At 70.7% G+C, this 23,012-nt stretch carries 16 protein-coding genes and 1 tRNA gene; 3 read left to right on the top strand and 14 right to left on the bottom strand.

Going from position 1 to position 23,012, the window contains the following annotated elements:
• Positions 1–5: 5 nt before the first annotated feature.
• From hemW to lepA, 4 genes are all read right to left on the bottom strand, one after another.
• The gene (hemW, locus tag OG978_RS13915) at positions 6–1,247 is read right to left on the bottom strand and encodes a radical SAM family heme chaperone HemW (RefSeq protein ID WP_326765537.1); all 1,242 of its coding nucleotides are present in this window, start codon (positions 1,245–1,247) and stop codon (positions 6–8) included.
• Positions 1,248–1,319: 72 nt separating this feature from the next.
• Complete coding sequence (locus tag OG978_RS13920) at positions 1,320–3,245, bottom strand: ATP-binding SpoIIE family protein phosphatase (protein ID WP_326770024.1); 1,926 nt, start codon at positions 3,243–3,245, stop codon at positions 1,320–1,322.
• A gap of 211 nt (positions 3,246–3,456) precedes the next feature.
• A complete protein-coding gene (locus tag OG978_RS13925) occupies positions 3,457–5,346 on the bottom strand; it encodes an AMP-dependent synthetase/ligase (protein ID WP_326765538.1) in 1,890 nt (629 codons plus the stop codon).
• A gap of 341 nt (positions 5,347–5,687) precedes the next feature.
• Entirely contained in the window at positions 5,688–7,562 is a 1,875-nt protein-coding gene (gene lepA, locus OG978_RS13930; RefSeq protein ID WP_326765539.1) for a translation elongation factor 4, read from the bottom strand.
• A gap of 215 nt (positions 7,563–7,777) precedes the next feature.
• Between lepA and rpsT the strand changes: the two genes are divergently transcribed.
• Positions 7,778–8,044 (top strand): 30S ribosomal protein S20, encoded by a 267-nt coding sequence (gene rpsT / locus OG978_RS13935; protein ID WP_124717766.1) that lies wholly within the window; start codon positions 7,778–7,780, stop codon positions 8,042–8,044.
• 289 nt (positions 8,045–8,333) lie between these two features.
• Here rpsT and holA read toward each other — a convergent pair whose 3' ends face one another.
• On the bottom strand, positions 8,334–9,320 hold the full coding sequence (gene holA, locus OG978_RS13940) for a DNA polymerase III subunit delta (RefSeq protein ID WP_326765540.1): 987 nt from the start codon (positions 9,318–9,320) through the stop codon (positions 8,334–8,336).
• A gap of 137 nt (positions 9,321–9,457) precedes the next feature.
• On the opposite strand from holA, the gene OG978_RS13945 reads away from it, so the two are divergent.
• On the top strand, positions 9,458–9,703 hold the full coding sequence (locus OG978_RS13945) for a hypothetical protein (protein ID WP_326765541.1): 246 nt from the start codon (positions 9,458–9,460) through the stop codon (positions 9,701–9,703).
• A gap of 23 nt (positions 9,704–9,726) precedes the next feature.
• Here the strand turns inward: OG978_RS13945 and OG978_RS13950 are convergent, their stop codons facing one another.
• The 9 genes from OG978_RS13950 to OG978_RS13990 all read right to left on the bottom strand — a co-directional run bounded on the left by OG978_RS13950 (position 9,727) and on the right by OG978_RS13990 (position 21,983).
• Positions 9,727–10,611, bottom strand: coding sequence for a YceI family protein (locus OG978_RS13950; protein WP_326765542.1), 885 nt, complete (start codon positions 10,609–10,611; stop codon positions 9,727–9,729).
• 195 nt (positions 10,612–10,806) lie between these two features.
• A complete protein-coding gene (locus OG978_RS13955) occupies positions 10,807–13,467 on the bottom strand; it encodes a ComEC/Rec2 family competence protein (protein WP_326765543.1) in 2,661 nt (886 codons plus the stop codon).
• Positions 13,464–14,021, bottom strand: a complete 558-nt coding sequence (locus OG978_RS48285) for a helix-hairpin-helix domain-containing protein (protein ID WP_442817684.1) — start codon at positions 14,019–14,021, stop codon at positions 13,464–13,466. The genes OG978_RS13955 and OG978_RS48285 overlap by 4 nt, the downstream gene beginning before the upstream one ends.
• Before the next feature lie 778 nt (positions 14,022–14,799).
• Positions 14,800–15,645 carry a DegV family protein gene (locus tag OG978_RS13965; RefSeq protein WP_326765545.1) on the bottom strand — a complete coding sequence of 282 codons (846 nt, stop codon included), beginning with the start codon at positions 15,643–15,645 and terminating at the stop codon, positions 14,800–14,802.
• Positions 15,646–15,753: 108 nt separating this feature from the next.
• Complete coding sequence (locus OG978_RS13970) at positions 15,754–16,479, bottom strand: hypothetical protein (RefSeq protein WP_326770025.1); 726 nt, start codon at positions 16,477–16,479, stop codon at positions 15,754–15,756.
• Between the two features lie 167 nt (positions 16,480–16,646).
• Entirely contained in the window at positions 16,647–19,520 is a 2,874-nt protein-coding gene (leuS, locus tag OG978_RS13975) for a leucine--tRNA ligase (RefSeq protein WP_326765546.1), read from the bottom strand.
• A gap of 354 nt (positions 19,521–19,874) precedes the next feature.
• Positions 19,875–19,947 (bottom strand) — tRNA-Ala (locus tag OG978_RS13980).
• Positions 19,948–20,088: 141 nt separating this feature from the next.
• The gene (locus OG978_RS13985; protein WP_015608461.1) at positions 20,089–20,322 is read right to left on the bottom strand and encodes a hypothetical protein; all 234 of its coding nucleotides are present in this window, start codon (positions 20,320–20,322) and stop codon (positions 20,089–20,091) included.
• 209 nt (positions 20,323–20,531) lie between these two features.
• Positions 20,532–21,983, bottom strand: a complete 1,452-nt coding sequence (locus OG978_RS13990; RefSeq protein WP_442817685.1) for an MFS transporter — start codon at positions 21,981–21,983, stop codon at positions 20,532–20,534.
• A gap of 102 nt (positions 21,984–22,085) precedes the next feature.
• On the opposite strand from OG978_RS13990, the gene OG978_RS13995 reads away from it, so the two are divergent.
• Complete coding sequence (locus OG978_RS13995) at positions 22,086–23,009, top strand: helix-turn-helix transcriptional regulator (protein ID WP_442817686.1); 924 nt, start codon at positions 22,086–22,088, stop codon at positions 23,007–23,009.
• The last annotated feature ends 3 nt before the right edge of the window (positions 23,010–23,012 follow it).

Raw genomic sequence — 23,012 nt, forward strand, 5'->3', positions numbered from 1 at the left:
CCCCCTCAGTCCACCAGATCCCGCACCACCGCATCCGCCAACAACCGCCCCCGCAAGGTGAGCACCGCCCGCCCCCGCTCGTACGGCCCGGACTCCAGGAGCCCGTCCGCCAGCGCACGGCGGGAAGCGGCCAGACCGGCCGGGGCCAGGATGCCGAGCGGGCACCCGTCCTGGAGCCGGAGCTCCAGCAGGATCCGCTCGACCCGCCGGTCCTCCTCGGAGAGGATTTCGCGCCCGGCCCCCGGCGACCGCCCCTCGGCCAGCGCCTGCGCGTACGCACCCGGATGCTTCACGTTCCACCAGCGCACCCCGCCGACGTGGCTGTGCGCCCCGGGCCCGGCGCCCCACCAGTCGGCCCCTCGCCAGTACAGCTCGTTGTGCAGGCACCGGCCCTCCGGCGTACGGGCCCAGTTCGACACCTCGTACCAGGAGAAGCCCGCCGCGGCCATCGCCTCGTCCGCGATCAGATACCGGTCCGCGTGGGCGTCGTCGTCGGTCATCGGGATCTCGCCGCGCCGGATCCGCCGAGCCAGCTGTGTGCCCTCCTCGACGATCAGCGCGTACGCGGACACATGGTCCGGCCCCGCACCGATCGCGGCGTCCAGCGAGGCCCGCCAGTCGTCGTCGGACTCCCCCGGCGTGCCGTAGATCAGGTCGAGGTTGACGTGCTCGAAGCCCGCCTCCCGGGCCTCGGCGACACACGCTTCGGGCCGCCCCGGCGTATGCGTACGGTCCAGGATCTTCAGCACGTGCTGCCGCGCGCTCTGCATCCCGAACGAGATCCGGTTGAAGCCGCCCTCCCGCAGCTCGGCGAGATACGCCGGACCGACGGACTCCGGATTGGCCTCGGTGGTGATCTCGGCGTCGTCCGCGAGCCCGAACTCCTCGCGGATCGCCCCCAGCATCCGGACCAGGTCCGCGGCGGCCAGCAGGGTCGGCGTACCGCCGCCGACGAAGACCGTGCGGACCGGACGCGGATCGTCCCCGAGCACCTTGCGGGCCTGGCGGACCTCGCCGATCAGATGGGTGGCGTAGTTGTCCCGGGAGGCCAGCGCGCCGCCGGAGCCGCGCAGCTCGGTCGCGGTGTAGGTGTTGAAGTCGCAGTAGCCGCAGCGGGTCGCGCAGTACGGCACGTGCAGGTAGAAGCCGAGCGGCCGGTCGGCGGCGCCTTCCAGGGCATGGCGGGGCAGCGCCCCGTCGTCGGGTACGGGTTCACCATCGGGCAGTACGGAAGGCATACCGCCCATTGTCGCGCGCCGCCCGGGATGTCCGAGCCACGCCCGTGATCACGGAAGCCGCCCGCCCCCGACCACGCGTCCTCACCCCGCCTGCAGCACCAGCAGCGCCAGGTCGTCGTCGGGCGGCCGCTCGGCGAATTCGTGCACCGCCCGTTTGATCCGGTCCGCGATCCCGTCGGCCGACAGCCCGGTGCAGCCGGCCAGCGCCAGGGCCAGCCCGTCCCCGTCGTCGAACATCAGCGGCCCGGAACGCCGCTCCGTCACGCCGTCCGTGACGCACAGCAGGCTGTCGCCGGGCGCCAGCTCGAAGCTCTGGCTCTCGTACGCGACGTCGTCGAAGATCCCGAGCAGCATCTGCGGCTCGGCGGCCGGACGCACCTCGCCGTCGGGCCGCAGCAGCAGCGGCAGCGGGTGGCCGCCGCTGGCCAGGGTGCAGCGCACGCCGCCGCCGGGCAGCGGTACGAGTTCTCCGTACAGCAGGGACAGGAAGCGGGACTGCCCGGTGTCCGCCGTCTGCTGGCCGCCCGCGGCGGCCACCATGAGCGCGGCCGCCTCGGCGGCCTCCATCGCGTCGTCGAGGAGCAGCCGGTTGAGCCGGTCCAGGACCTCGCCGACGCCGAAGCCCTCGCGGGCCAGCAGCCGCAGCCAGGGGCGGGCGAGGCCGGTGACGACGGCGGCTTCGGGGCCGCTGCCCTGCACATCGCCGAGCACGAAGCACCAGCGGTCGCCGGGGCACGGGAAGATGTCGTAGAAGTCACCGCCGACGACGCCGTCGTCGCTGGGTTCGTACACCAGCGAGCTGGTGACCCCCGGTATGTCGGCGACCTTGCCGGGCAGCAGCGCTCGCTGCAGGATGCGGCTGATGGTGGCCTGCCGGGTGTAGGCGCGGGCCGCACCGACGGCGAGGCCGACCCGGCGTACGAAGTCCTCGATGAGCGCGGTCACCTCGTCGGGGACGCGGGCGAGGCCCTCCCGGCCGAGGAGCACGGCGCCGAGTGTCCGGCCGCCGGAGGTGATCCGGTAGGCGAGGGCGGACGCGGCGGGCTCGTCGGCCTTCTCGCCGTCCTCCTCGCCCCCGGGCCACGGCATGGAGACGGGCCCGGTGCCGACCCGCTCGGGGAGCCGGATCGGGTCCTGCTCCAGCAGGGTGCGCAGCTGCCCGGTCTCGGCCTCGTCCCGGTGCCAGACACTGGCGAGCCGGGGGACGGCCGAGGGTCCGCCGTTCTCGGGCTCCAGCCAGATCGCGCACCAGTCGGCGAGTCTGGGCACCAGTAACTGTCCGGAGAGCGCCGCCACGATGTCCTCGTCGAGCTGGCCGGCGAGCAGGTCCGAGGCCTCGGCGAGGAACGAGAGCGCGCCGCGGCCGGCCCAGTCCGCGTCGTCGCGCAGCGCGCGCCGGGCGGTGGGGGCGAGCAGCTCGGCGGCGCGCAGTCCCTGCTGGAATTCGGGCTCGGCCGCCGGTTCCGGGAACGGGTTCCAGTCGTCCACGGGGAGCCGGGCCCAGACGGTCTTGAGGCCGGTGCGGTAGGTGATGCCCCAGCGCTCGGCGAGGGTGCCGACGAGCTGGAGCCCGCGACCGTACTCGGCGGGCTCGTCGGGGCCCGCGATGCCGGCCCCCTCCGCCGCTTCGGCCGCGCTTCCGGTCTCCGGGCGGTCGCTGCGCACGGCGCGGGCCGGATGGTGGTCCGAGACCTCCAGCACCAGGGCCGCGGCCTCGTCCTCGGTGGCCTCCTCCAGCCGGGCGAGCAGTTCCACGTTGGTCCCGGCGTGCACGACCGCGTTGGTGACCAGCTCGCTGACGACGACCTCCGCGTCCTCGGCCACGCGCTCGCTGAAGCCCACGGCCGCCGGCAGCCCGAGCCCGGTCCACTCGTCGAGCGCGGCCCGGACGAACCGGCGGGCGGCGGAGGGTGCGAGGAGGTTTCCGGGCAGGGACGTATGGGCGACCGGCCGCGCATCCGCACGGCCTGCGGGAATACCGGGACGCTGAACGATGTCCCGCTGCAAGGGAATGGGCCCCACGGTGCAGCTCCTGACCTGTTCTCGCTCTGTCTGTTCTCGTTGGTGTCTGTCTGTTCTCGTTGGGCGGCGCTGACGACACCGACAGAGTGACAGATGGACCATGCCCATAAGCAGCGAGTTGCCGAAGTTGAGCGGAGAAAATGAGCGGGGAGGAACAGAGGCAGCCGCACCGTGCGACCGGTCCGCGAGGACCTGCTTACGCCTCGCGGGACCCTGCGTACATGTCGTCGATGAGACCCTTGTACGCGCGCTCGACGACCGGCCTCTTCAGCTTGAGACTGGGCGTCAGCTCGCCGTGCTCGATGTCGAGGTCACGGGGCAGCAGCCGGAACTTCTTGATGGTCTGCCAGCGCTGCAGCCCCTCGTTGAGCCGCTTCACATAGCCCTCGATGAGCTCGACGGCCTGCGGGGAGGCCACCACTTCGGCGTACGGCTTCCCGCCCAGGCCGTTCTCGGCGGCCCAGCCGAGGATGGTCGGCTCGTCGAGTGCGATCAGGGCGGTGCAGAAGTTACGGTCCGCGCCGTGCACCAGGATGTTGGAGACGAACGGGCAGACCGCCTTGAACTGCCCCTCGACCTCCGCCGGGGCGATGTACTTTCCGCCGGACGTCTTGATCAGGTCCTTCTTGCGGTCGGTGATCCGGAGATAGCCGTCCACGGACAGCTCGCCGATGTCGCCGGTGTGGAACCAGCCGTCCGACTCCAGCACCTCGGCGGTCTTCTCCGGCTGCCCGTGGTAGCCCTGCATCAGGCCGGGGCCGCGCAGCAGGATCTCGCCGTCGTCCGCGATCCGCACCTCGGTGCCGGGGAGCGGCTTGCCGACGGTGCCGGTGCGGTAGGCCTCGCCCGGGTTGACGAAGGAGGCGGCGCTGGACTCGGTGAGGCCGTAGCCCTCCAGGATGTGGATCCCGGCACCGGCGAAGAAGAAGCCGATGTCGGGGGCGAGCGCGGCGGAGCCGGAGATGCAGGCGCGCAGCCGGCCGCCGAAGGCTTCGCGGATCTTGGCGAAGACGAGGGCGTCGGCGACCTTGTGCTTGGCGCCGAGGGCGAAGGGGACGGAGGCCGTGCCGGTGCGCCGGAAGTTGTCCTGCGCGACCGTGGCGTACTCGCGGGCGACCCCGGCCGCCCACTGGAAGATCTTGTACTTGGCCCCGCCGCCGGCCCGCGCCTTGGCGGCGACGCCGTTGTAGACCTTCTCGAAGATCCGGGGGACGGCGGCCATGTACGTCGGCTGGACCACCGGCAGGTTCTCGATGATCTTGTCAACCCGGCCGTCGATGGCGGTGACGTGGCCGACCTCGATCTGGCCGGAGGTGAGGACCTTGCCGAAGACGTGCGCGAGCGGCAGCCAGAGGTACTGCACGTCCTCCGGAGTGATGAGCCCGGTCGCCACGGTGGCCTTGGCCATGTACGACCAGTTGTCGTGCGGCAGGCGTACGCCCTTGGGGCGGCCGGTGGTGCCCGAGGTGTAGATCAGGGTGGCCAGCTGGTCGGCCGTGATGGCGGCGACCCGCTCCTTGATCGCCTCGGGGTGCTCGGCCAGGTACTCGGCGCCGCGGGCCTCCAGCTCGGCGAGGGTGAGCACCCAGCCCTCGGGGTCGCCCTCGGCGGGGCCGGCGCCCTCGGGGTCGATGACGACGACATGGGCGAGGTCCGGCAGCTCGGCGCGGCGCTCGCGGGCCTTGGCCAGCTGGATGGCGTCCTCGGCGATCAGTACCCGGCTCGCGGAGTCGGAGAGGATGAACGCCGACTCCTCCGCGTTGGTCGACGGGTAGATCGTGGTGGTGGCGGCACCCGCGCACATGACACCGAGGTCGACGAGGATCCATTCCACTCGCGTACTGGCGGCGAGCGCGATCCGCTCCTCCGGCCGCACACCCAGACCGATGAGCCCTGCCGCGACGGCGTAGACCCGCTCGGCGGCCTGTGCCCAGCTCAGGGACTTCCACTCATCGGGTCCCTCGCCGTTGGCCGAGGGGACGGGGTAGCGGTAGGCCTCCCCGTCCGGGGTGGCCGCCACGCGGTCGATGAAGAGGTTCGCCACGGAGGGCGGTCGGTTCTCGATCAAGGTCAGTGTGTCGCTCACGACGTCCTCCGGGCCTGCGGCAGTGCTTCACGACCGGCTGCTGGTTGCTGCTTGTTCCTGCGCGTGTCTGCGTGCTTGATCCTGCGGCGCTTGTTCTGCGGGGCTTGTTCTGCGGGTTGCTCCGCGGGTTGCTCTGCGGCGCTTGTTTAACTGGCGAGTAACTACGAAGCCGTGATCAGGGTAGAGCGCCCGCGTCCGCCGCGTAAGAGGCAACGGGCCGCCGCTTCATAACAAACGGGCCCCTGTGTCGCGAGGTGCTGCGACACAGGGGCCTGTTCGGGCTACCACCGGGTAGGGGCGGACGGAGCCGGACCTGGGGTCACGGCGACGACCGGGGCGGGCTACTTCTTGCCCTTGCTCTCCCCGCCCGACTCGTCCGTGGACAGCACGGCGATGAAGGCCTCCTGCGGCACCTCCACGTTGCCGACCATCTTCATCCGCTTCTTGCCTTCCTTCTGCTTCTCCAGCAGCTTCCGCTTACGGGAGATGTCACCGCCGTAGCACTTGGCGAGGACGTCCTTGCGGATGGCGCGGACGGTCTCACGGGCGATGACCCGGGAGCCGATGGCGGCCTGGATCGGCACCTCGAAGTTCTGCCGCGGGATCAGCTCACGCAGCTTGGCGACCAGCCGGACGCCGTACGCGTACGCCTTGTCCTTGTGCGTGACCGCGGAGAACGCATCGACCTTGTCGCCGTGCAGCAGGATGTCGACCTTGACGAGCTGGGCGGACTGCTCGCCGGTGGGCTCGTAGTCGAGCGAGGCGTAACCCCGCGTCTTGGACTTCAGCTGGTCGAAGAAGTCGAAGACGATCTCGGCGAGCGGCAGGGTGTAGCGGATCTCGACCCGGTCCTCGGAGAGGTAGTCCATGCCGAGCAGGGTGCCGCGCCGGTTCTGGCAGAGCTCCATGATCGCGCCGATGAACTCGCTGGGGGCCAGGACCGTGGCACGCACGACGGGCTCGTGCACCTTGTCGATCTTGCCCTCGGGGAATTCGCTCGGGTTGGTGACGGTGTGCTCGGTGCCGTCCTCCATGTCGACGCGGTAGACCACGTTGGGGGCGGTGGCGATGAGTTCGAGACCGAACTCGCGCTCCAGCCGCTCGCGGATCACGTCGAGGTGGAGCAGCCCGAGGAAGCCGACGCGGAAGCCGAAGCCGAGGGCCGCGGAGGTCTCCGGCTCGTACACCAGGGCGGCGTCGTTGAGCTGGAGCTTGTCGAGCGCCTCGCGCAGGTCCGGGTAGTCCGATCCATCCAGCGGGTACAGGCCCGAGAACACCATCGGCTTGGGGTCCTTGTAGCCGCCCAGCGCCTCGGTCGCGCCCTTGCTCAGGGAGGTGATGGTGTCACCGACCTTGGACTGCCGGACGTCCTTCACACCGGTGATGATGTAGCCGACCTCACCCACGCCGAGGCCGTCGGCCGGGGTCATCTCCGGGGAGGAGACCCCGATCTCCAGCAGCTCGTGGGTGGCGCCGGTGGACATCATCCTGATGCGCTCGCGCTTGTTGAGCTGGCCGTCGACCACACGGACGTACGTGACGACGCCGCGGTACGAGTCGTAGACCGAGTCGAAGATCATCGCGCGGGCCGGGGCGTCCGCCTGGCCAATCGGGGCCGGGACGTCCCTGACCACCCGGTCGAGCAGCGCGTCCACGCCGATGCCGGTCTTCGCGGAGACCTTGAGCACGTCCTCCGGCTGGCAGCCGATGAGGTTGGCCAGCTCCTCGGAGAACTTCTCGGGCTGCGCGGCCGGCAGGTCGATCTTGTTGAGCACCGGGACGATGGTGAGGTCGTTCTCCATCGCCAGGTAGAGGTTGGCCAGCGTCTGGGCCTCGATGCCCTGCGCGGCGTCGACCAGCAGGACCGTGCCCTCGCAGGCGGCGAGCGAGCGGGAGACCTCGTAGGTGAAGTCCACGTGGCCCGGGGTGTCGATCATGTTGAGGACATGGGTGCGGCCCTGGCCCTCGCCCGTGGTGGGCGCCCAGGGCAGCCGCACCGCCTGGGACTTGATGGTGATGCCGCGCTCGCGCTCGATGTCCATCCGGTCGAGGTACTGAGCACGCATCTGCCGCTGGTCGACCACACCGGTCAGCTGGAGCATCCGGTCGGCAAGGGTCGACTTGCCGTGGTCGATGTGCGCGATGATGCAGAAGTTGCGGATCAGCGCCGGGTCGGTACGGCTCGGCTCGGGCACGTTGGTAGGAGTCGCGGGCACGCAGGGTCCTGATTCTTGAGACGCCGAACGCCGTGTCTCGGGTCGATGTCGGGTCGGTCGGATCGATACGTAGCCTCCATCGTCCCATGGTTGCGGGGCGGAGACCGGTTTGGGCCGGTCGGAGTGGGGCTGGTACCGTTGACAGCTGTGCCTCGCGACTCTCTCAGGCCGTGGGGCGCACATCGAAGATCCAACGAACCTGAAAAGGCTCTTTCGTGGCGAACATCAAGTCCCAGATCAAGCGGAACAAGACGAACGAGAAGGCGCGCCTGCGCAACAAGGCCGTCAAGTCCTCGCTCAAGACCGCTATCCGCAAGGCCCGTGAGGCTGCCGCCGCCGGTGATGTCGAGAAGGCCACCACGGCCGCTCGCGACGCCTCCCGCGCGCTCGACAAGGCCGTCTCGAAGGGTGTCATCCACAAGAACGCCGCCGCCAACAAGAAGTCGGCGCTGGCGTCCAAGGTTGCCTCCCTCCAGGGCTGAGCATTCTGATGTGATCGCCGGGACGGACCCAGCGGGCCCTCTCTCCCGTTCCTGACCGGCACCCCGCGCCGCACACCGAACCTGCGTTCGCCACGCGGGTGCGGCGCACCAAGCGTGAACCGAAGGCCCCGGCCTCCGCTCTCCCCAGGGCGAGGACCGGGGCCTTCGGCGTACCGTTCCGGGGGCGGGGCCTTCGGCGTACGTACTCGCGCTCGTGCCGGACGGCCCCACCTGCCGGACGGCCCCGCCTGCCCGGTAGCCCCGCCTGCCCGACAGTCCCGTCGCGGGGCTACCGCCCCGACCGTGCCGCCCGCGCCACCGCGACCACGGCCTTCTCCAGCGCGTACTCCGGGTCGTCACCGCCGCCCTTGACCCCCGCGTCCGCGTCCGCGACCGCTCGCAGCGCCAGGGCCACCCCGTCGGGCGTCCAGCCACGCATCTGCTGCCGCACCCGGTCGATCTTCCACGGCGGCATGCCCAGCTCACGGGCGAGGTCGGCGGGCCGCCCGCCGCGGGCCGAGGACAGCTTGCCGATCGCCCGTACGCCCTGTGCAAGCGCGCTCGTGATCAGCACCGGCGCCACTCCGGTCGACAGCGACCAGCGCAGCGCCTCCAGCGCTTCCGCAGCCCGTCCCTCCACCGCGCGGTCGGCGACCGTGAAGCTCGACGCCTCGGCGCGGCCCGTGTAGTAACGGGCGACGACCGCTTCGTCGATGGTGCCCTCGACATCCGCGACAAGCTGCGAGACCGCGCTCGCCAACTCCCGGAGATCGCTGCCGATGGAGTCGACCAACGCCTGGCACGCCTCGGGCGTCGCCGAGCGCCCCAGCGCCCTGAACTCGGACCGTACGAACGAGAGCCGCTCGGCCGGCTTGGTCGTCTTTGGACACGCGACTTCCCGCGCCCCTGCCTTGCGCGCCGCGTCCAGCAGGCCCTTGCCCTTGGCGCCGCCCGCGTGCAGCAGCACGAGGGTGATCTCCTCGACCGGATCGCCGAGATACGCCTTGACGTCCTTGACCGTGTCGGCGGAGAGGTCCTGTGCGTTGCGCACGATCACCACCTTGCGCTCGGCGAAGAGCGACGGGCTCGTCAGCTCGGCGAGGGTGCCGGGCTGGAGCTGGTCGGAGGTGAGGTCGCGGACATCGGTGTCGGGGTCGGAGGCGCGGGCCGCCGCCACCACCTGCTGAACGGCGCGGTCGAGGAGCAGGTCCTCCTGGCCCACGGCGAGCGTGAGGGGGGCGAGCGGGTCGTCGGTGGAATTCCTTCTGGTGGCCATCGTCGTCCAGCATCCCATGCACCACTGACAGCCCTGAGCCGTGGCGTCTTCGGGGTCTGGGCCGTGGCGCTCCCTGGAGCCTGAGCCGTGGTGCTTCCGGGGCCTGGGCGCGGTGCGCCGTGCGGGAGAATGGGCCGGTGAGTGATGTGAGACATGTGCTGGTGCTGCCCGACCGCGATGCCGCGGAGGAGGTGGCGGGAGAGCTCGCCGACCGGTTCGGGGTCGCCGAGGAGCCCCAGCTCGTACGCGACGCGCTGGCCGGCGAGGACGACGCCGATGACGCCCAGTGGCTGGTGGTCGTGGAGGACCCGTCCGGGCGGCTGGACTCCTCGGCGCTCGATGCCTTCGCCGCGGAGTACGAGGGGTGGCTCGAAGCGCCTTAGGGCCTCTGGCGGGCTCCCGCGGCTCAGCTCTTGGGGACGATCTGGATGTCCATGTCGATGGAGATGCTGGAGCCGACGGCCGCGATGCCGCGGGCCAGCATGGTCTGCCAGGTGAGGGTGAAGTCCTCACGGTGCAGTTCCGTGGTGGCCCGGCAGGCGGCACGGGTCTCGCCCTCCAGACCGTTGCCCAGGCCGAGGTACTGGCTGTCCAGCGTGACCGTGCGGCTGACACCGTGCAGTGTGAGCGCACCGGTCACTCCCCAGCGTGTGCCGCCCCGGTGGACGAAGCGTTCGCTGTAGAACTCCATCGTCGGGTAGCGCCCGACGTCGAGGAAGTCGCTGGAGCGCAGATGGTCGTCCCGCATCTGGACATTCGTGTCGATCGACGCGGCGTCGATGATCACGTGCATGGCCGAGTCCTCCATGCGGTCGGCGATCCGCACGGCACCCGCGAAGTTGTTGAACCGGCCGTGGATACGCGCAAGGCCGATGTGCCGGGCCGTGAAACCGATCTGCGAGTGCATGGGGTCGACCTCCCACTCACCCGGCGCGGGCAGCTGCGGGGGCGCGGACAGCTGAAGGGTGACATCACCGAGGCTCGCGTGACCGCCCTCGACCACCGTGGCCGAGCCGTGGAACGGCGTGAAGCCCTCGGCCGTGACGGCCAGCCGGTACTCACCGGCCGGGACGGTGGCGAGCACGTTGCCGAACGGGTCCGTCTCGCCGCCGAAAACCTTGCGGCCCGCACCGTCCGTGACCGCGAACTCGGCCTGCGGCACGACCTCGTTGACGGGGTCGAGCACACGGCAACTGAGCAATCCGGCGGTGCGCGGCACCTCGAGTCCGGCAAGGGCGTTGCCCTGCGCGGCCCCCGCCGCTCGCCCGCTATTCAGCCAACGACCGAACATCTTCCACCTTCCCCCGGGGATTCACCTTGGGGCCCGGCGGCTGGACATCTCTGTCGGAGCAGCGGCCCACCGACGAGCATGCATTCGATCACCATTGTGGCATTCGAGGCAAACAGAGCAGCTCGCAGGAGCTTGGGGGGAGGTGTTACCGATGGTCCGAATTGATCGTTCCGTACGGTGGGCTGCAGGTGACGGTCATGACCGGCCCACCGCCCGCAGCCCCGCCCCGGCACCCGTCACGGCGATCGCACCATCGGTGTCCGTACGCAGCACCACGGCGCCGCCTGCTCTGAGCGCATCGACGGTACGCGCGGCAGGGTGACCGTACGGGTTGTCCCTGCCCACGCTCACCAGGGCGAACCGCGGGTGCGCACTGCGCAGCAGAGCGGGGTCCTGATGGGCCGAGCCGTGATGGGCGACCTTGAGCACGTCCACCCGCGGCAGCGCGGGATACCTGCGCAACAGCCCCTGCTGAGCGGGCGGTTCGAGGTCTCCCAGGAGCAACAGGGTCGACCCGCCGGTCCGGACGTACAGGGTGACGCTGGCATCGTTCGGTTCCAGCGGTACGGGACCGGCGCCCGGGTCCACCGGCATGCCGTCGGCCCCTGTGGCGTTCGTCGGCCAGAGAACCCGCCAGTCGAGCGCCCCGATCCGGCGGCGCTCCCCCGGGGCGGCCCGGACCAGGGGCACGTGCGACTCGGCCGCCGTTCTCCGTACGAACGCGACCTGGTCCGGAGGTTCGTCCAGACTCGTCATCTCGATCGCGCCCACCGCCCTGCCCCGCAGCACACCGGGCAGGCCCCGCACATGGTCGGCGTGGAAGTGTGTCAGGACCAGGAACGGCACCTCCGTGATGCCGAGGTCACGAAGGCACCGATCGACGAGAGAGGGATCGGGGCCGGCGTCGACGACCACCCCCGCGCCGTCCCCCGCGGCCAGCACCAGGGCGTCCCCCTGCCCCACGTCGCACATCGCGAACGCCCAGTCAGGCGGCGGCCATCCGGTCAGCACCCGGGTGAGCGGCACCGGGCGCAGCACCGCGAGGATCAACAGCAGCGCGGCGGCCGAACAGACCCAGGGGTGGCGCACGATGCGACGGGCGAAGAGCACCACCAGAGCGGTGAGCGCGGTGAGCAGCACCGCCCCCTTCCCGCCGTCGGGCCAGTCGATCTCCGCTCCGGGCAGGGCCGCCCCGGTACGGGCCACCGTGGCGATCCAACCGGCCGGCCACCCCGCGATCCGGGCGAGCAACTCCGCCACCGGCATGGCCACCGGCGCCAGGGCGAGCGCGGCGAACCCGAGGACCGTGGCCGGTGCCACCGCGAACTCGGCCAGCAGGTTGCACGGGATCGCCACCAGACTGACCCGGGAGGCGAGCAGCACGACGACCGGCGCGCACACCGCCTGCGCGGCGGCCGCCGCGGCCAGCGCCTCGGCGAGCCGGGGCGGAACTCCGCGCCGTTGCAGCGCATCGCTCCATTTCGGGGCGATGGTCAGCAGGGCGCCGGTGGCCAGCACGGAGAGGACGAAGCCGTAACTGCGCGCCATCCACGGGTCGTACAGCACCAGCAGCAGAACCGCGGCGGCCAGCGCGGGAATCAGCGATCTGCGCCGCCCCGTGCCGATGGCGAGCAGGGTGATCAGCCCGCAGGCCGCTGCCCGCAGAACGCTCGGCTCGGGCCGGCAGACGATGACGAAGGCGAGCGTGAGCCCGCCGCCCAGCAGTGCCGTCAGCCGCAGCGGGATCCCCAACCGGGGTGCCAGTCCGCCGCGTTCGACGCGAAGCGCTGCGCCCGGCGGACCGATGAGGAGGACGAGCAGGATCGCCAGGTTGGCACCGGAGACCGCCATCAGGTGGGTGAGATCGGCAGCCTTGAACGCCTCGTGCAGTTCGGGGGTGATCCGTGCGGTGTCGCCGACCACCAGGCCCGGCAGAAGGGCCCGCGCGTCGGGTGCGAGCCGCTCGGTCGCCTGCCGCAGACCGCCGCGCAGCGCGCCTGCCGTGCGCTGGAGGAAGGAAGGCGGTCCGGTGACGCGGGGCGGGCCCTTGCCCTCGGGTCGCAGTACGGCGGCGCTGCGCTCCCCGTCGTGCAGTGGCGGCGCCAGCCGGCCGCCGACGCGCAGATGCGTGGAGGGGAGCAACTGCTGCCACTGCCCCATCGATCCGCCGGGCGAGACGATCAGCAGCACTGGCGTACTCAGCCTGGTGACCGCACCGTCGGGCCCGGTCAGCCGTGTGATCTCGGCGTCCACGAGGAGGGAGGCGGGTGTGCTGTGGTCGCCGCGTACCCGGGGCAGGGTCTGCCGGACGTCGGACGTCACCGTCACCTCCGCCTCGACCCTCGCGAACCGCTGGGCCAGCACGTGGACCGGCCCCTGCCGTACGTCCGCGCTGTGCAACCCGGCCGATGCGGCCCCCGCCGCCGCGCAGAGCAACGCCGCAGCGGTGGCGGTCGCCGTGACCCGTTTCCGCCGCCGACCGCGTACCGCCAACTCGGCCTCGCCGCCACTCCCGCCTGCTTCCTCTCCCTCGCTCTCGGTCTCGTCGTCGCCCTGATCCGCCGCCGCGCCTGCTCCGGTGCCGGCTGACCTGCTGTGTGGTGCGGGGTTGCCCGTCACCCTGCGCAGTGCGCGCGTTGCCGAGGCTCCCGACATGGCCAGGAGCACCATGGCCGCGCCCACGCCGAGCATCACGCCCGCCGTGGTCCACCGCCCCGGCGCGCTCAGCGCCAGCGCCGCTCCGGCCCAGGCCGCCATGGCAGGCGGGAGCAGGCGGAGATCGACCGGACCCTCCTGCCGCGGTTCGGAGGCGCCGAGCCGACGGCCCGACGCCGCATGGACGTCCAGGCGGCTCATGGCCCCACCAGTGGCTGGAGGTCGGCGAACCGGCGGTCACCGATCCCGTTGACCTCACGCAGCTCATCGACGGACCGGAAACCGCCGTGCTGTGTGCGGTAGTCGACGATGTGCTGGGCAAGGACCGGGCCGACACCGGGCAGCGTGTCCAGTTGCTCGACGGTCGCGGTGTTGAGGCTGACCGGACCGGCCGCAGAGCCCCCGCCACCGCCCGTCGCGACTCCTCCTGTCCCGCCGACGGCTGAAGGGCCGGACGGGGCGCCCACCACGATCTGCTCTCCGTCCATGAGCACCCGCGCCCGGTTGAGCCCGGTGAGGTCCGTCCCGGCCCGGACTCCGCCCGCCGCACGTAACGCGTCGGCGACCCTTGCTCCGGACGGCAGTTGGTGGATGCCGGGCCTTCGCACCTTTCCGCTCACGTCGACGACGATGTGTCCGCCCGGCCCTGTCACGGGTGGCGGTCCCGGTGAGGGCCCCGGCACTTCGGCGTCGCCCGACGCCGGGGTCGGCATCCGGGCGTGCGCGGTCTCGTTGACCGGATCGGGCGCGCGCACGGAGTGAGGGCGCGCGGACCAGAAATGCATCGTGGCAAAGACTCCGGCCGCGACCAGGACAACGGCCAGCGCGGCAAGGGTCTTTGGCTCCAGACCGCATCTGAGCTGCAGCCACACCGGAATCCGTTCCCGCAGCGCCAGAACCAGCCTCTCCCGCCACCGCCCCGATTCACCGGAATCCGGAACCGTGGCCGTGGCCGTGGCTCGCGCAGGGAGGGAAACGGAAGCGACAGCCGCAGCCCCAACCGAACTTGAACCTTGGCTCGGGGTCGGGGTCGGGGTCGGGGTCGGTGCCGGAGCTGGAGTCGGGGCCGGAACCGGAGCCGGAGCCGGAGCCGAGACCAAACCCTGAGCCGGGACCGGGGCCGGAGTGATCCCCAGCACGGGCCGCGCCACTCGTCCGCCGTACGCACCCGACATGAGGGCGTCCGCCCGACGGCGCGAAGCCGCGGCCAGTGCGTTCGCACGCCCGCGCGACGACCGTCGCCGACCGGGCCCGGCACCCGGCCCGGGGCCTGGTCCGGCGCCGGCACCTGGCCCATTGCCGGGTCCGCTACGAACACGGCCGTCCGAGGCCGGGGCCCGGCCGGGGCCGCTGCCGCTTCCGCTGGTTGCACGATGTGATCGGGGAGCCATGCCTCACGACGGTAGGCACATCTGCCCGAATCCGCTGGACAGGCCCAATTCCGGTGGACAACCCACCAGTTGTGGATATCTCGGCCACCCGCAGGAGTGACGCCCAAGACGTGCAAGAGGCCGCCGGCGCCGATCGGCCGAGTCAGCGCGGCGAGACCACTGCCCCGAGCAGACCGGGTCCGGTGTGCGCGCCGATCACCGCACCCACCTCGCTCACATGCAGATCGACCAGGCCCGGCACCCGTTCACGCAGCCGCTCGGCGAGCCGCTCCGCCCGCTCGGGTGCCGCCAGGTGGTGCACGGCGATGTCCACGCAGCCGCTGCCCGCCCGCTCCGCGACGATCTCCTCCAGGCGCGCGATCGCCTTCGAGGCCGTCCGTACCTTCTCCAGCAGTTCGATACGGCCGCCGTCGAGCTGGAGCAGCGGCTTCACGGCGAGCGCCGATCCCAGCAGCGCCTGTGCGGCACCGATGCGGCCGCCGCGACGCAGATAGTCCAGCGTGTCGACGTAGAAGTACGCGGAGGTGCCCGCGGCCCGCTTCTCCGCGGCTGCGACCGCCTCGTCCAGGCTCCCGCCCGCCTCCGCCGTCTCCGCCGACGCCAGGGCGCAGAATCCGAGGGCCATGGCAACCATCCCGGTGTCCACCACCCGAACCGGAACCGGCGCGTCCTTCGCCGCGAGCAGAGCGGCATCGTACGTACCCGAGATCTCGGCCGAGAGGTGCAGCGAGACGATGCCGGTGGCCCCGGCCCCGGCCGCCGCCCGGTAGGTGGCGGCGAACACCTCGGGACTCGGCCGGGACGTGGTCACGGGACGACGCTTCTGGAGCGCCACCGCAAGGGAACGGGCCGAGATCTCGGTGCCGTCCTCCAGAGCCTGATCACCGAGGACGACGGTCAGCGGCACCGCGGTGATGCCGTGCCGCTCCATCGTCTCGGGTGGCAGGTAGGCCGTGGAATCGGTGACGATCGCGACATGGCGGGACATGAGCGGGAGGTTACCTGGCGGGTCCGTGTCCCGGCAGTCCGACCCCGACCGAATGATCTCTCCTGATCCCTTCGGACCGCTTCCTGTCACCGTCGGTCATCGAACATCTCAGTTCGTCGATTCGGGCCGGGGCGCCTTCTGCCACGGGTATCCAGTCTGCTGTCGCGGGTCCGGAGCCGTGATCTCCTGGGCGATACCGTCGACCGGCCTGCTCCCCTGCTTCTGCCCCTGTCCCTGCTCGCTCGCGTCGCCCTGTGGCCGGTCCTGTCCCCGGGCCGGCTCGTCCGTCTCCACCGTCCAGTGCCGAAGCGCCCCCGCCTCCACGTCGATCTGCGCATTCAGTGCGTCCAGATCGTCGTCGGTGAACTGCCGCGCCCTGTCACGCGCGGCCCACCGCAGCGAATCCGCGGAGTTCGTGATCCGCTCCGTGCGCTGCTTCAGGCTCGGCAGCAGCGAGGCCACAGTCGCCCGGTCGGGCTCGCGCTCCAGTCTCTTCAGCTCTTCGTCCAGCTCCCGCCCGTGCACACTCAGCCGCTGGAAGAGGCCCAGCGACTCCGAGAGCGAGGCGTCCTCGACGGCTCCCGCCCGCAAGGCCTCCTGCGTGGCCCGCATCGATGTGCGCAGTGCCAGCCGCAGCTGCGCCAGCTCTCCGCCCACGCCCGCCTGGCCGTAGCTCTTCGCTCGCAGCGCGGTCTCCTCGACGGTGCGTCGCGCCTGCGTGATCGTTCGGTCCACACCGCGCTTCGCCGCGCCGATGGCTTTGACGCCCGCGTACACGCCCAGGGCCACGAACGCGAAAAAGAGCAACCCCAGAATCAGGATCACGGAGTCCACGTCCATGAGCGCCCCTCGAATGTCGTCGGCTGCCGGTTCCGGCCCCTCCACCGTAAACGGAAAGGGCAGGCCGAGGGTTCCTTCGGAACCCCCAGCCTGCCCGTAGGGGAATGCCCCCACACCATCGCGCGCGGCGCGGTCAGCGCCTCACGCGGGACTCCGCGCCATCACGCCGGGACGATATTGACCAGCTTCGGTGCCCGCACGATCACCTTGCGGATGCCCGCGCCGTCCAGCGCCGCCACCACGGCCGGGTCGGCCAGGGCCAGCGCCTCCAGCTCCTCGTCCGTGATCGACGGGGAGATCTCCAGGCGTGCCTTGACCTTGCCCTTGACCTGCACGACGCAGGTCACGGTCTCGTCCACGACGTACGCCGGGTCGGCGACCGGGAAGTCCTGGTGCACGACCGACTCGGTGTGGCCCAGCCGGCGCCACAGCTCCTCGGCGATGTGCGGTGCCAGCGGCGCCACCAGCAGCACCAGCGACTCGGCGACGGACCGGGACAGCGGCCCGCCCGCCTTGGTCAGGTGGTTGTTCAGCTCGGTGACCTTGGCGATCGCCGTGTTGAAACGCATCCCGGCCATGTCCTGGCCGACTCCGTCGATCGCCTTGTGCAGCGCACGCAGCGTATCCTCGCCCGGCTCCGTGTCGACGACGGTGACCGCACCGGTCTCCTCGTCGACGACATTGCGCCACAGCCGCTGCAGCAGCCGGTACTGGCCGACGACGGCGCGCGTGTCCCACGGCCGCGACACGTCCAGCGGGCCCATCGCCATCTCGTACAGGCGCAGCGTGTCCGCCCCGTACTCGGCGCAGATCTCGTCCGGCGTGACGGCGTTCTTCAGGGACTTGCCCATCTTGCCCAGGACGCGGCTGACCTTCTCGTCCTGGTAGTAGAACTTCCCGTCGCGCTCCTCGACCTCCGCCGCCGGGACCGCGATGCCGCGGCTGTCCCGGTAGACGAACGCCTGGATCATGCCCTGGTTGTACAGCTTGTGGAACGGCTCTGCGGACGAGATGTGGCCCAGGTCGTGCAGCACCTTGGACCAGAAGCGGGCGTACAGCAGGTGCAGGACGGCGTGCTCGGCGCCGCCGACGTACAGGTCGACGCCGCCGGTCGGCTGCCCCTCGCGCGGGCCCATCCAATACTGCTCGATCGCCGGGTCGACCAGCTTCGAGTCGTTGTTCGGGTCCAGATAGCGCAGCTCGTACCAGCAGGAGCCCGCCCAGTTGGGCATGGTATTGGTCTCGCGGCGGTACTTCTTCGGACCGTTGCCGTCGCCCAGGTCCAGGGTGACGTTGACCCAGTCGGCGTTCCGGGACAGCGGGGTCTCGGGCTGGGTGTCGGCGTCGTCGGGGTCGAAGGTGCGCGGTGAGTAGTCGTCGACCTCCGGCAGCTCCAGGGGCAGCATCGACTCGGGCAGCGGGTGGGCGATGCCGTCCTCGTCGTAGACGATCGGGAAGGGCTCGCCCCAGTAGCGCTGGCGGCTGAACAGCCAGTCGCGCAGCCGGAAGTTGACCGTGCCCTCACCGACGCCGTGGGCGGTCAGCCACTCGGTGATCTTCGCCTTGGCGTCGACGACGCCCAGACCGTCCAGCGAGATCTCGTCGTTGGCGGAGTTGACCAGCTTCGCCTCGTACGAGGCGAAGGCATCGTCCCACGTCGAGGGGTCCGTACCGCGGTCGTCCGACGGCTCGACGACACAGCGCATCGGCAGCTCGAAGGCGCGCGCGAAGGCGAAGTCGCGTGCGTCGTGCGCCGGTACGGCCATGATCGCGCCGGTGCCGTAACCCATCAGGACGTAGTCGGCGATGAAGACGGGAACCTTCTCGCCGCTGACCGGGTTGGTCGCGTACGCACCGGTGAAGACACCGGTCTTGTCCTTGGCCTCGGCCTGCCGCTCCACGTCGGACTTGGCGGCGGCCAGCTTGCGGTACGCGGCGACAGCCTCGGCCGGGGACGCGTATCCGCCGGTCCACACCGCGTGGGTGCCCTCGGGCCAGGCGGCCGGGATGATCGGCTCGACCAGCTCGTGCTCGGGCGCCAGCACCATGTAGGTGGCACCGAACAGGGTGTCCTGGCGGGTGGTGAAGACGGTGATGCTGCCGGCACCGTCGACCGGAAAGTCGACGCGAGCGCCTTCGGAACGCCCGATCCAGTTGCGCTGCTGCAGCTTGATGGCCTCGGGCCAGTCCAGCCCGTCCAGGTCGTTCAGCAGCCGGTCGGCGTAGGCGGTGATGCGCATGTTCCACTGGCGCAGCTTGGCCTTGAACACGGGGAAGTTGCCGCGCTCGGAGCGGCCGTCGGCCGTCACCTCTTCATTGGCCAGCACGGTGCCCAGTCCGGGCGACCAGTTGACGGGCGCGTCGGAGGCGTACGCCAGGCGGTACTCGCCCAGGATGTCCGCGCGCTCGGCGGCGCTCAGCGCGCTCCAGTCACGGCCGTCCGGGGTGGGGCGCGCACCGCTCTCGAACTGTTCGACCAGTTCGGCGATCGGGCGGGCCCGGTCGGCCTCGGTGTCGTACCAGGAGTTGAAGATCTGCAGGAAGATCCACTGGGTCCACTTGTAGTACTCCGACTCGATCGTGGCGAACGAGCGGCGCTTGTCGTGGCCCAGGCCCAGCCGGCGCAGCTGAGCGGTCATGTTCTCGATGTTGGCCTCGGTGGAGACCCGCGGGTGCGTGCCGGTCTGTACCGCGTACTGCTCCGCGGGCAGGCCGAAGGCGTCGAAGCCCAGGGTGTGCAGCACGTTGTGCCCGGTCATCCGCTGGTGGCGGGCGAAGACATCGGTGGCGATGTAGCCCAGCGGGTGACCGACGTGCAGGCCCGCGCCCGAGGGGTACGGGAACATGTCCATGATGAACTTCTTCGGCCTGGCGGCCAGCTCCGGATCGCTCGCCAGGTCACCGGTCGGATTCGGCGCCTCGTACGTGCCCTCGGCGTCCCAGAAGTCCTGCCAGCGTGCCTCGATGTCGGCGGCCATCGCCGCCGTGTAGCGGTGCGGCGCAGCCGTCTCGGCTGCGGAAGTCGTCTCGCTCATGATCCTCAAAGCTCCATCGATCGTCATCTGCCGGCGCCCATGTCTACGGACACGCGTCTACGGAAACGAAAAATCCCCTCGCACAGGAGGGGACGCCGCGCCGATTCCGACCAGGCATTCTCACCGGTCGGGACTGATCAGCGCGGCTCGCTAAGCAGAAGGCGTACGGCACGCATGGCGTCAGGGTACCGCACGGGCCCGGAACGGGGCCGTGCGCGACCGAACCCCGGGACAGTGCGGCAGGAGCGCCCCTGCGGCGGAACTCCCGGCTCTCCGGCAGGTTGAGCAGGACAGGGGCGCACATACGAGAAGCGGGTCACCCTGTGTGGGTGACCCGCTTCTCGTTCTTCACTGTGGAGCTAAGGAGAATTGAACTCCTGACCTCCTGCATGCCATGCAGGCGCTCTACCAACTGAGCTATAGCCCCGTGCTGCGTACCGCCTGGTTTCCCTGGCGACATCGAGAACATTACCGGTGACCCCACCAGTCCACCAAATCGATTCCCGGCCGTGCCGATTTGACCGATTTCGCGGCACTTGGTTCAAGGTCGGCGGCGGCGCTGAAGGGGTCAGGCCGTGGCGAAGGAGTAGAAGCGCTTGAGCGTGCAGTGCTCCTCCAGCAGCCGACCGTAGATCGGCTCCCCCTCCAGCTCCCGATAGGTCTCGATCGGGTCGCCCTTTATGATCAGCGCCCGCGCACACTCCTCGCACCAGTACTGGTACTCCGGATTGATCGGGTCCATGTCCCTGACGATGGGCGTACCGCTGCCGCACCAGTCGCATTTCCGCCTGTGTGCACCCATGGGTCAGCTCCGGCTTTGGCCGCGGGCGGTACACACGCAGAGGTCTGCGGGGAATCCAGGAACGGGGATTCCGGGAACAAGGAGCAGGTCCGGGACCTCGTGGCGGCTCGCAGGCATCGCGCTCCCTCCCGTTCGGTCCGTCGCCCCCTCCGGCGCTCCGATTCTGCCATGACCCCGCAAGAGGGGCAGCCCGCTGGAGATCCGGCCACTCACCGACGCCGCACGAGCCCCACCGCCGCACCTGCCGCAGCGGCCACGGAGAGCGCGAGGGCGCATACCCACAACGCATGCCCCGACCCCTGCACCCCTTGCGTATCAAGGCGGTTGAGATAGAGCGTGCCGAATACGGCGACCCCGGTCAGCTGACCGAGCTGGGTGACCGTCACCAATACGCCGCTCGCATCGGCCGCGTCCTTAGGACGTACGTCCGCCAGCGCCCTCGTGAGGGTGGGGCTGAAGCTCAGCGCCAGGCCGACGCCCATCGCCACAAAGGCCGCATACAGCGCGGGCCCGCCGTCGCCGCCGCCACGCATCAGCAGCCCGACAGCCGCGGAGGCGACAGCCACGAGCACGAACCCGCCGGACACCAGGGCCCCTTGGAGCCCCGCGGGCCACCGTCGCCAGGTCAGTCCGGTCGCACCGAATACCAGAGCGGTCGGCGCGAACATCAGCCCCGCACGCAACGGCGAGTAGCCCAGGCCTCCCTGGACGTGCAGGGTCATCGCGAAAAGGAAGCCCGCGTTGATCGCCATCACCAAGAGAATGCGCAGCGCCGCTCGGGCGATGCCGGGAACGCGCAGCACCCTGGGCGCGATCAGGGGCGCACCACCGCGCGCGGCCAGCCGTGACTCGTATCCGACGAAACCGGCGAAGAACCCCGCGGAGGCGGCCAGGCAGACCTGGGACCAGACCGGCCAGCCCAGTTCCTGCCCGAGCACCAGGGGGACGGTGAGCAGCGTGACAGCGGCGGCAAGCAGTACCAGCCCCGGCAGATCGAGACCGCGGGCCCGCGCCTGGGCCCTGCCGGGCGCGGTGCGCGGTTCGCGCGGCAGCAGACGGATACCAAGCACCAGCAGGATGAGCCCGATCGGCACGTTCACCAGGAAGACCGGCCGCCAGCCCGCGCCGAACAGATCGGCGCTGACCAGCACTCCGCCGACCACCTGCCCGGCAGCCGCCCCGGTGGCGAGCACCGCGCTGTAGGCGCCGAGCGCCCGGATCCGCGCCTCGCCGGTGAAGTGGCGCTGAATGAGGCTGAGTACCTGCGGAATCATCACCGCCGCTGCTGCGCCCTGCACCAGCCGGAAGGCGATCAACTGCCCTGCCCCCGCGGCGAGTCCGCAGGCGAGCGAGGCCGCGGTGAAGACGCCGAGCCCGATCAGATGGGCCCGGCCGTGTCCCAGCAGGTCGCCGAGGCTCGCGCCGGTGATGAGCAGTACCGCGTACGTGATGGTGTAACCGGCCACGATGAGCTGCAACCCGGCGCCGGAAGCACCGAGTTCGCTCTGGATCGTCGGGGCGGCGACATTGACGATGAAGATGTCGAGCAGTGCCATGAACTGAGCCGCGAGCACCAGGGCGAGCACTCTCCCGGAGCGGTTGTCAGTGGTGGAGTCTTTACTGGTTACGGAATGTGGAGTCGCCTCGGAGGCCGTCGTCATGACATCGAGCCTGGCCCCGGCCGTATACGGGTAACGAGAGCCCGTTGATGCTGGTACCGACAGCACCTGGCAACTCCCTTGCAGGGCACCGACCATGGGGGGGTGACTACGGTGACGACACATCAGGCGGCACATCAAGCAGCACATCGAACGGCACATCGAACGGAGAATCCGACGGCAGATCCGACGGGCCGGCACCGGCGGCGTCCGGAGCTCGCGGCCTTTCTGCGCAATCGCCGGGCGCGGGTGACACCCGCCGATGTGGGCATGGCGCCCGGACTGCGCCGTCGCACCCCGGGCCTGCGCCGCGAGGAGGTCGCGCAGCTCTCCGGCGTCGGTGTCACCTGGTACACCTGGCTGGAACAGGGGCGTCCGATCAACGCGTCACCGCAAGTCCTGGACGCCGTGGCGCGCACGCTCCGGCTGGACGCATCGGAGCGCGAACACCTCTACCACCTGGCGGAGGTGGCCTGCGCACCCGGCAGGCAGTCCGACGCCGTCGAGGTGGGGCCGGAGATCCAGGGCATCATCGACGCGCTCGATCCGCACCCCGCCGTGGTCTACAACGCGAGATACGACATCCTGGCCACCAACCCCGCCTATCGCGACCTGTTCGCGGTCCCCGAGATCACGGGAACGGGGATACGCAACGTGCTGTGGACGCTGTTCACGGTGTCCGAGGAAGCCTGTCCCGTCGTCCACCGGGCGCAGGAGCTGCCGATCATGGTGGCCACGCTGCGGGGCGCGTACGGGCGCCATGCGGGCGAACCCGCCTGGGAGTCGTTCGTCGAGCAGCTCTCGGCCGCCAGCCAGTACTTCGCCGAGCTGTGGCGCAGTGGGGACGTCGCCCCGCCCGGGCCGCGGGTGAAGACCTTCAGGCACTGGGCATCGACCGGGGAGATACGGATGACCTCGGTGTCGCTGTCCGTCCATGGGCTGCCGGAGTGCCGGATCGTGGCGTACACCCCGGCCGATGAGGAGAGCAGGGAACGGGTGGCCGCGTTGCGGCGGCGCCGGGAGGAATGAACG

Source organism: Streptomyces sp. NBC_01591, assembly GCF_035918155.1.
In the GTDB taxonomy this organism is placed as follows: Bacteria; Actinomycetota; Actinomycetes; order Streptomycetales; family Streptomycetaceae; genus Streptomyces.

What these genes read in the sequence shown, in the direction of transcription:
- holA (WP_326765540.1), bottom strand. Translation starts at nt 9,320, where the DNA reads ATGGCCACCAGAAGGAATTCCACCGACGACCCGCTCGCCCCCCTCACG.
- OG978_RS13950 (WP_326765542.1), bottom strand. Translation starts at nt 10,611, where the DNA reads ATGTTCGGTCGTTGGCTGAATAGCGGGCGAGCGGCGGGGGCCGCGCAG.
- OG978_RS13990 (WP_442817685.1), bottom strand. Translation starts at nt 21,983, where the DNA reads ATGACGACGGCCTCCGAGGCGACTCCACATTCCGTAACCAGTAAAGAC.
- OG978_RS13965 (WP_326765545.1), bottom strand. Translation starts at nt 15,645, where the DNA reads ATGTCCCGCCATGTCGCGATCGTCACCGATTCCACGGCCTACCTGCCA.
- hemW (WP_326765537.1), bottom strand. Translation starts at nt 1,247, where the DNA reads ATGGGCGGTATGCCTTCCGTACTGCCCGATGGTGAACCCGTACCCGAC.
- OG978_RS13985 (WP_015608461.1), bottom strand. Translation starts at nt 20,322, where the DNA reads ATGGGTGCACACAGGCGGAAATGCGACTGGTGCGGCAGCGGTACGCCC.
- OG978_RS13955 (WP_326765543.1), bottom strand. Translation starts at nt 13,467, where the DNA reads ATGAGCCGCCTGGACGTCCATGCGGCGTCGGGCCGTCGGCTCGGCGCC.
- leuS (WP_326765546.1), bottom strand. Translation starts at nt 19,520, where the DNA reads ATGAGCGAGACGACTTCCGCAGCCGAGACGGCTGCGCCGCACCGCTAC.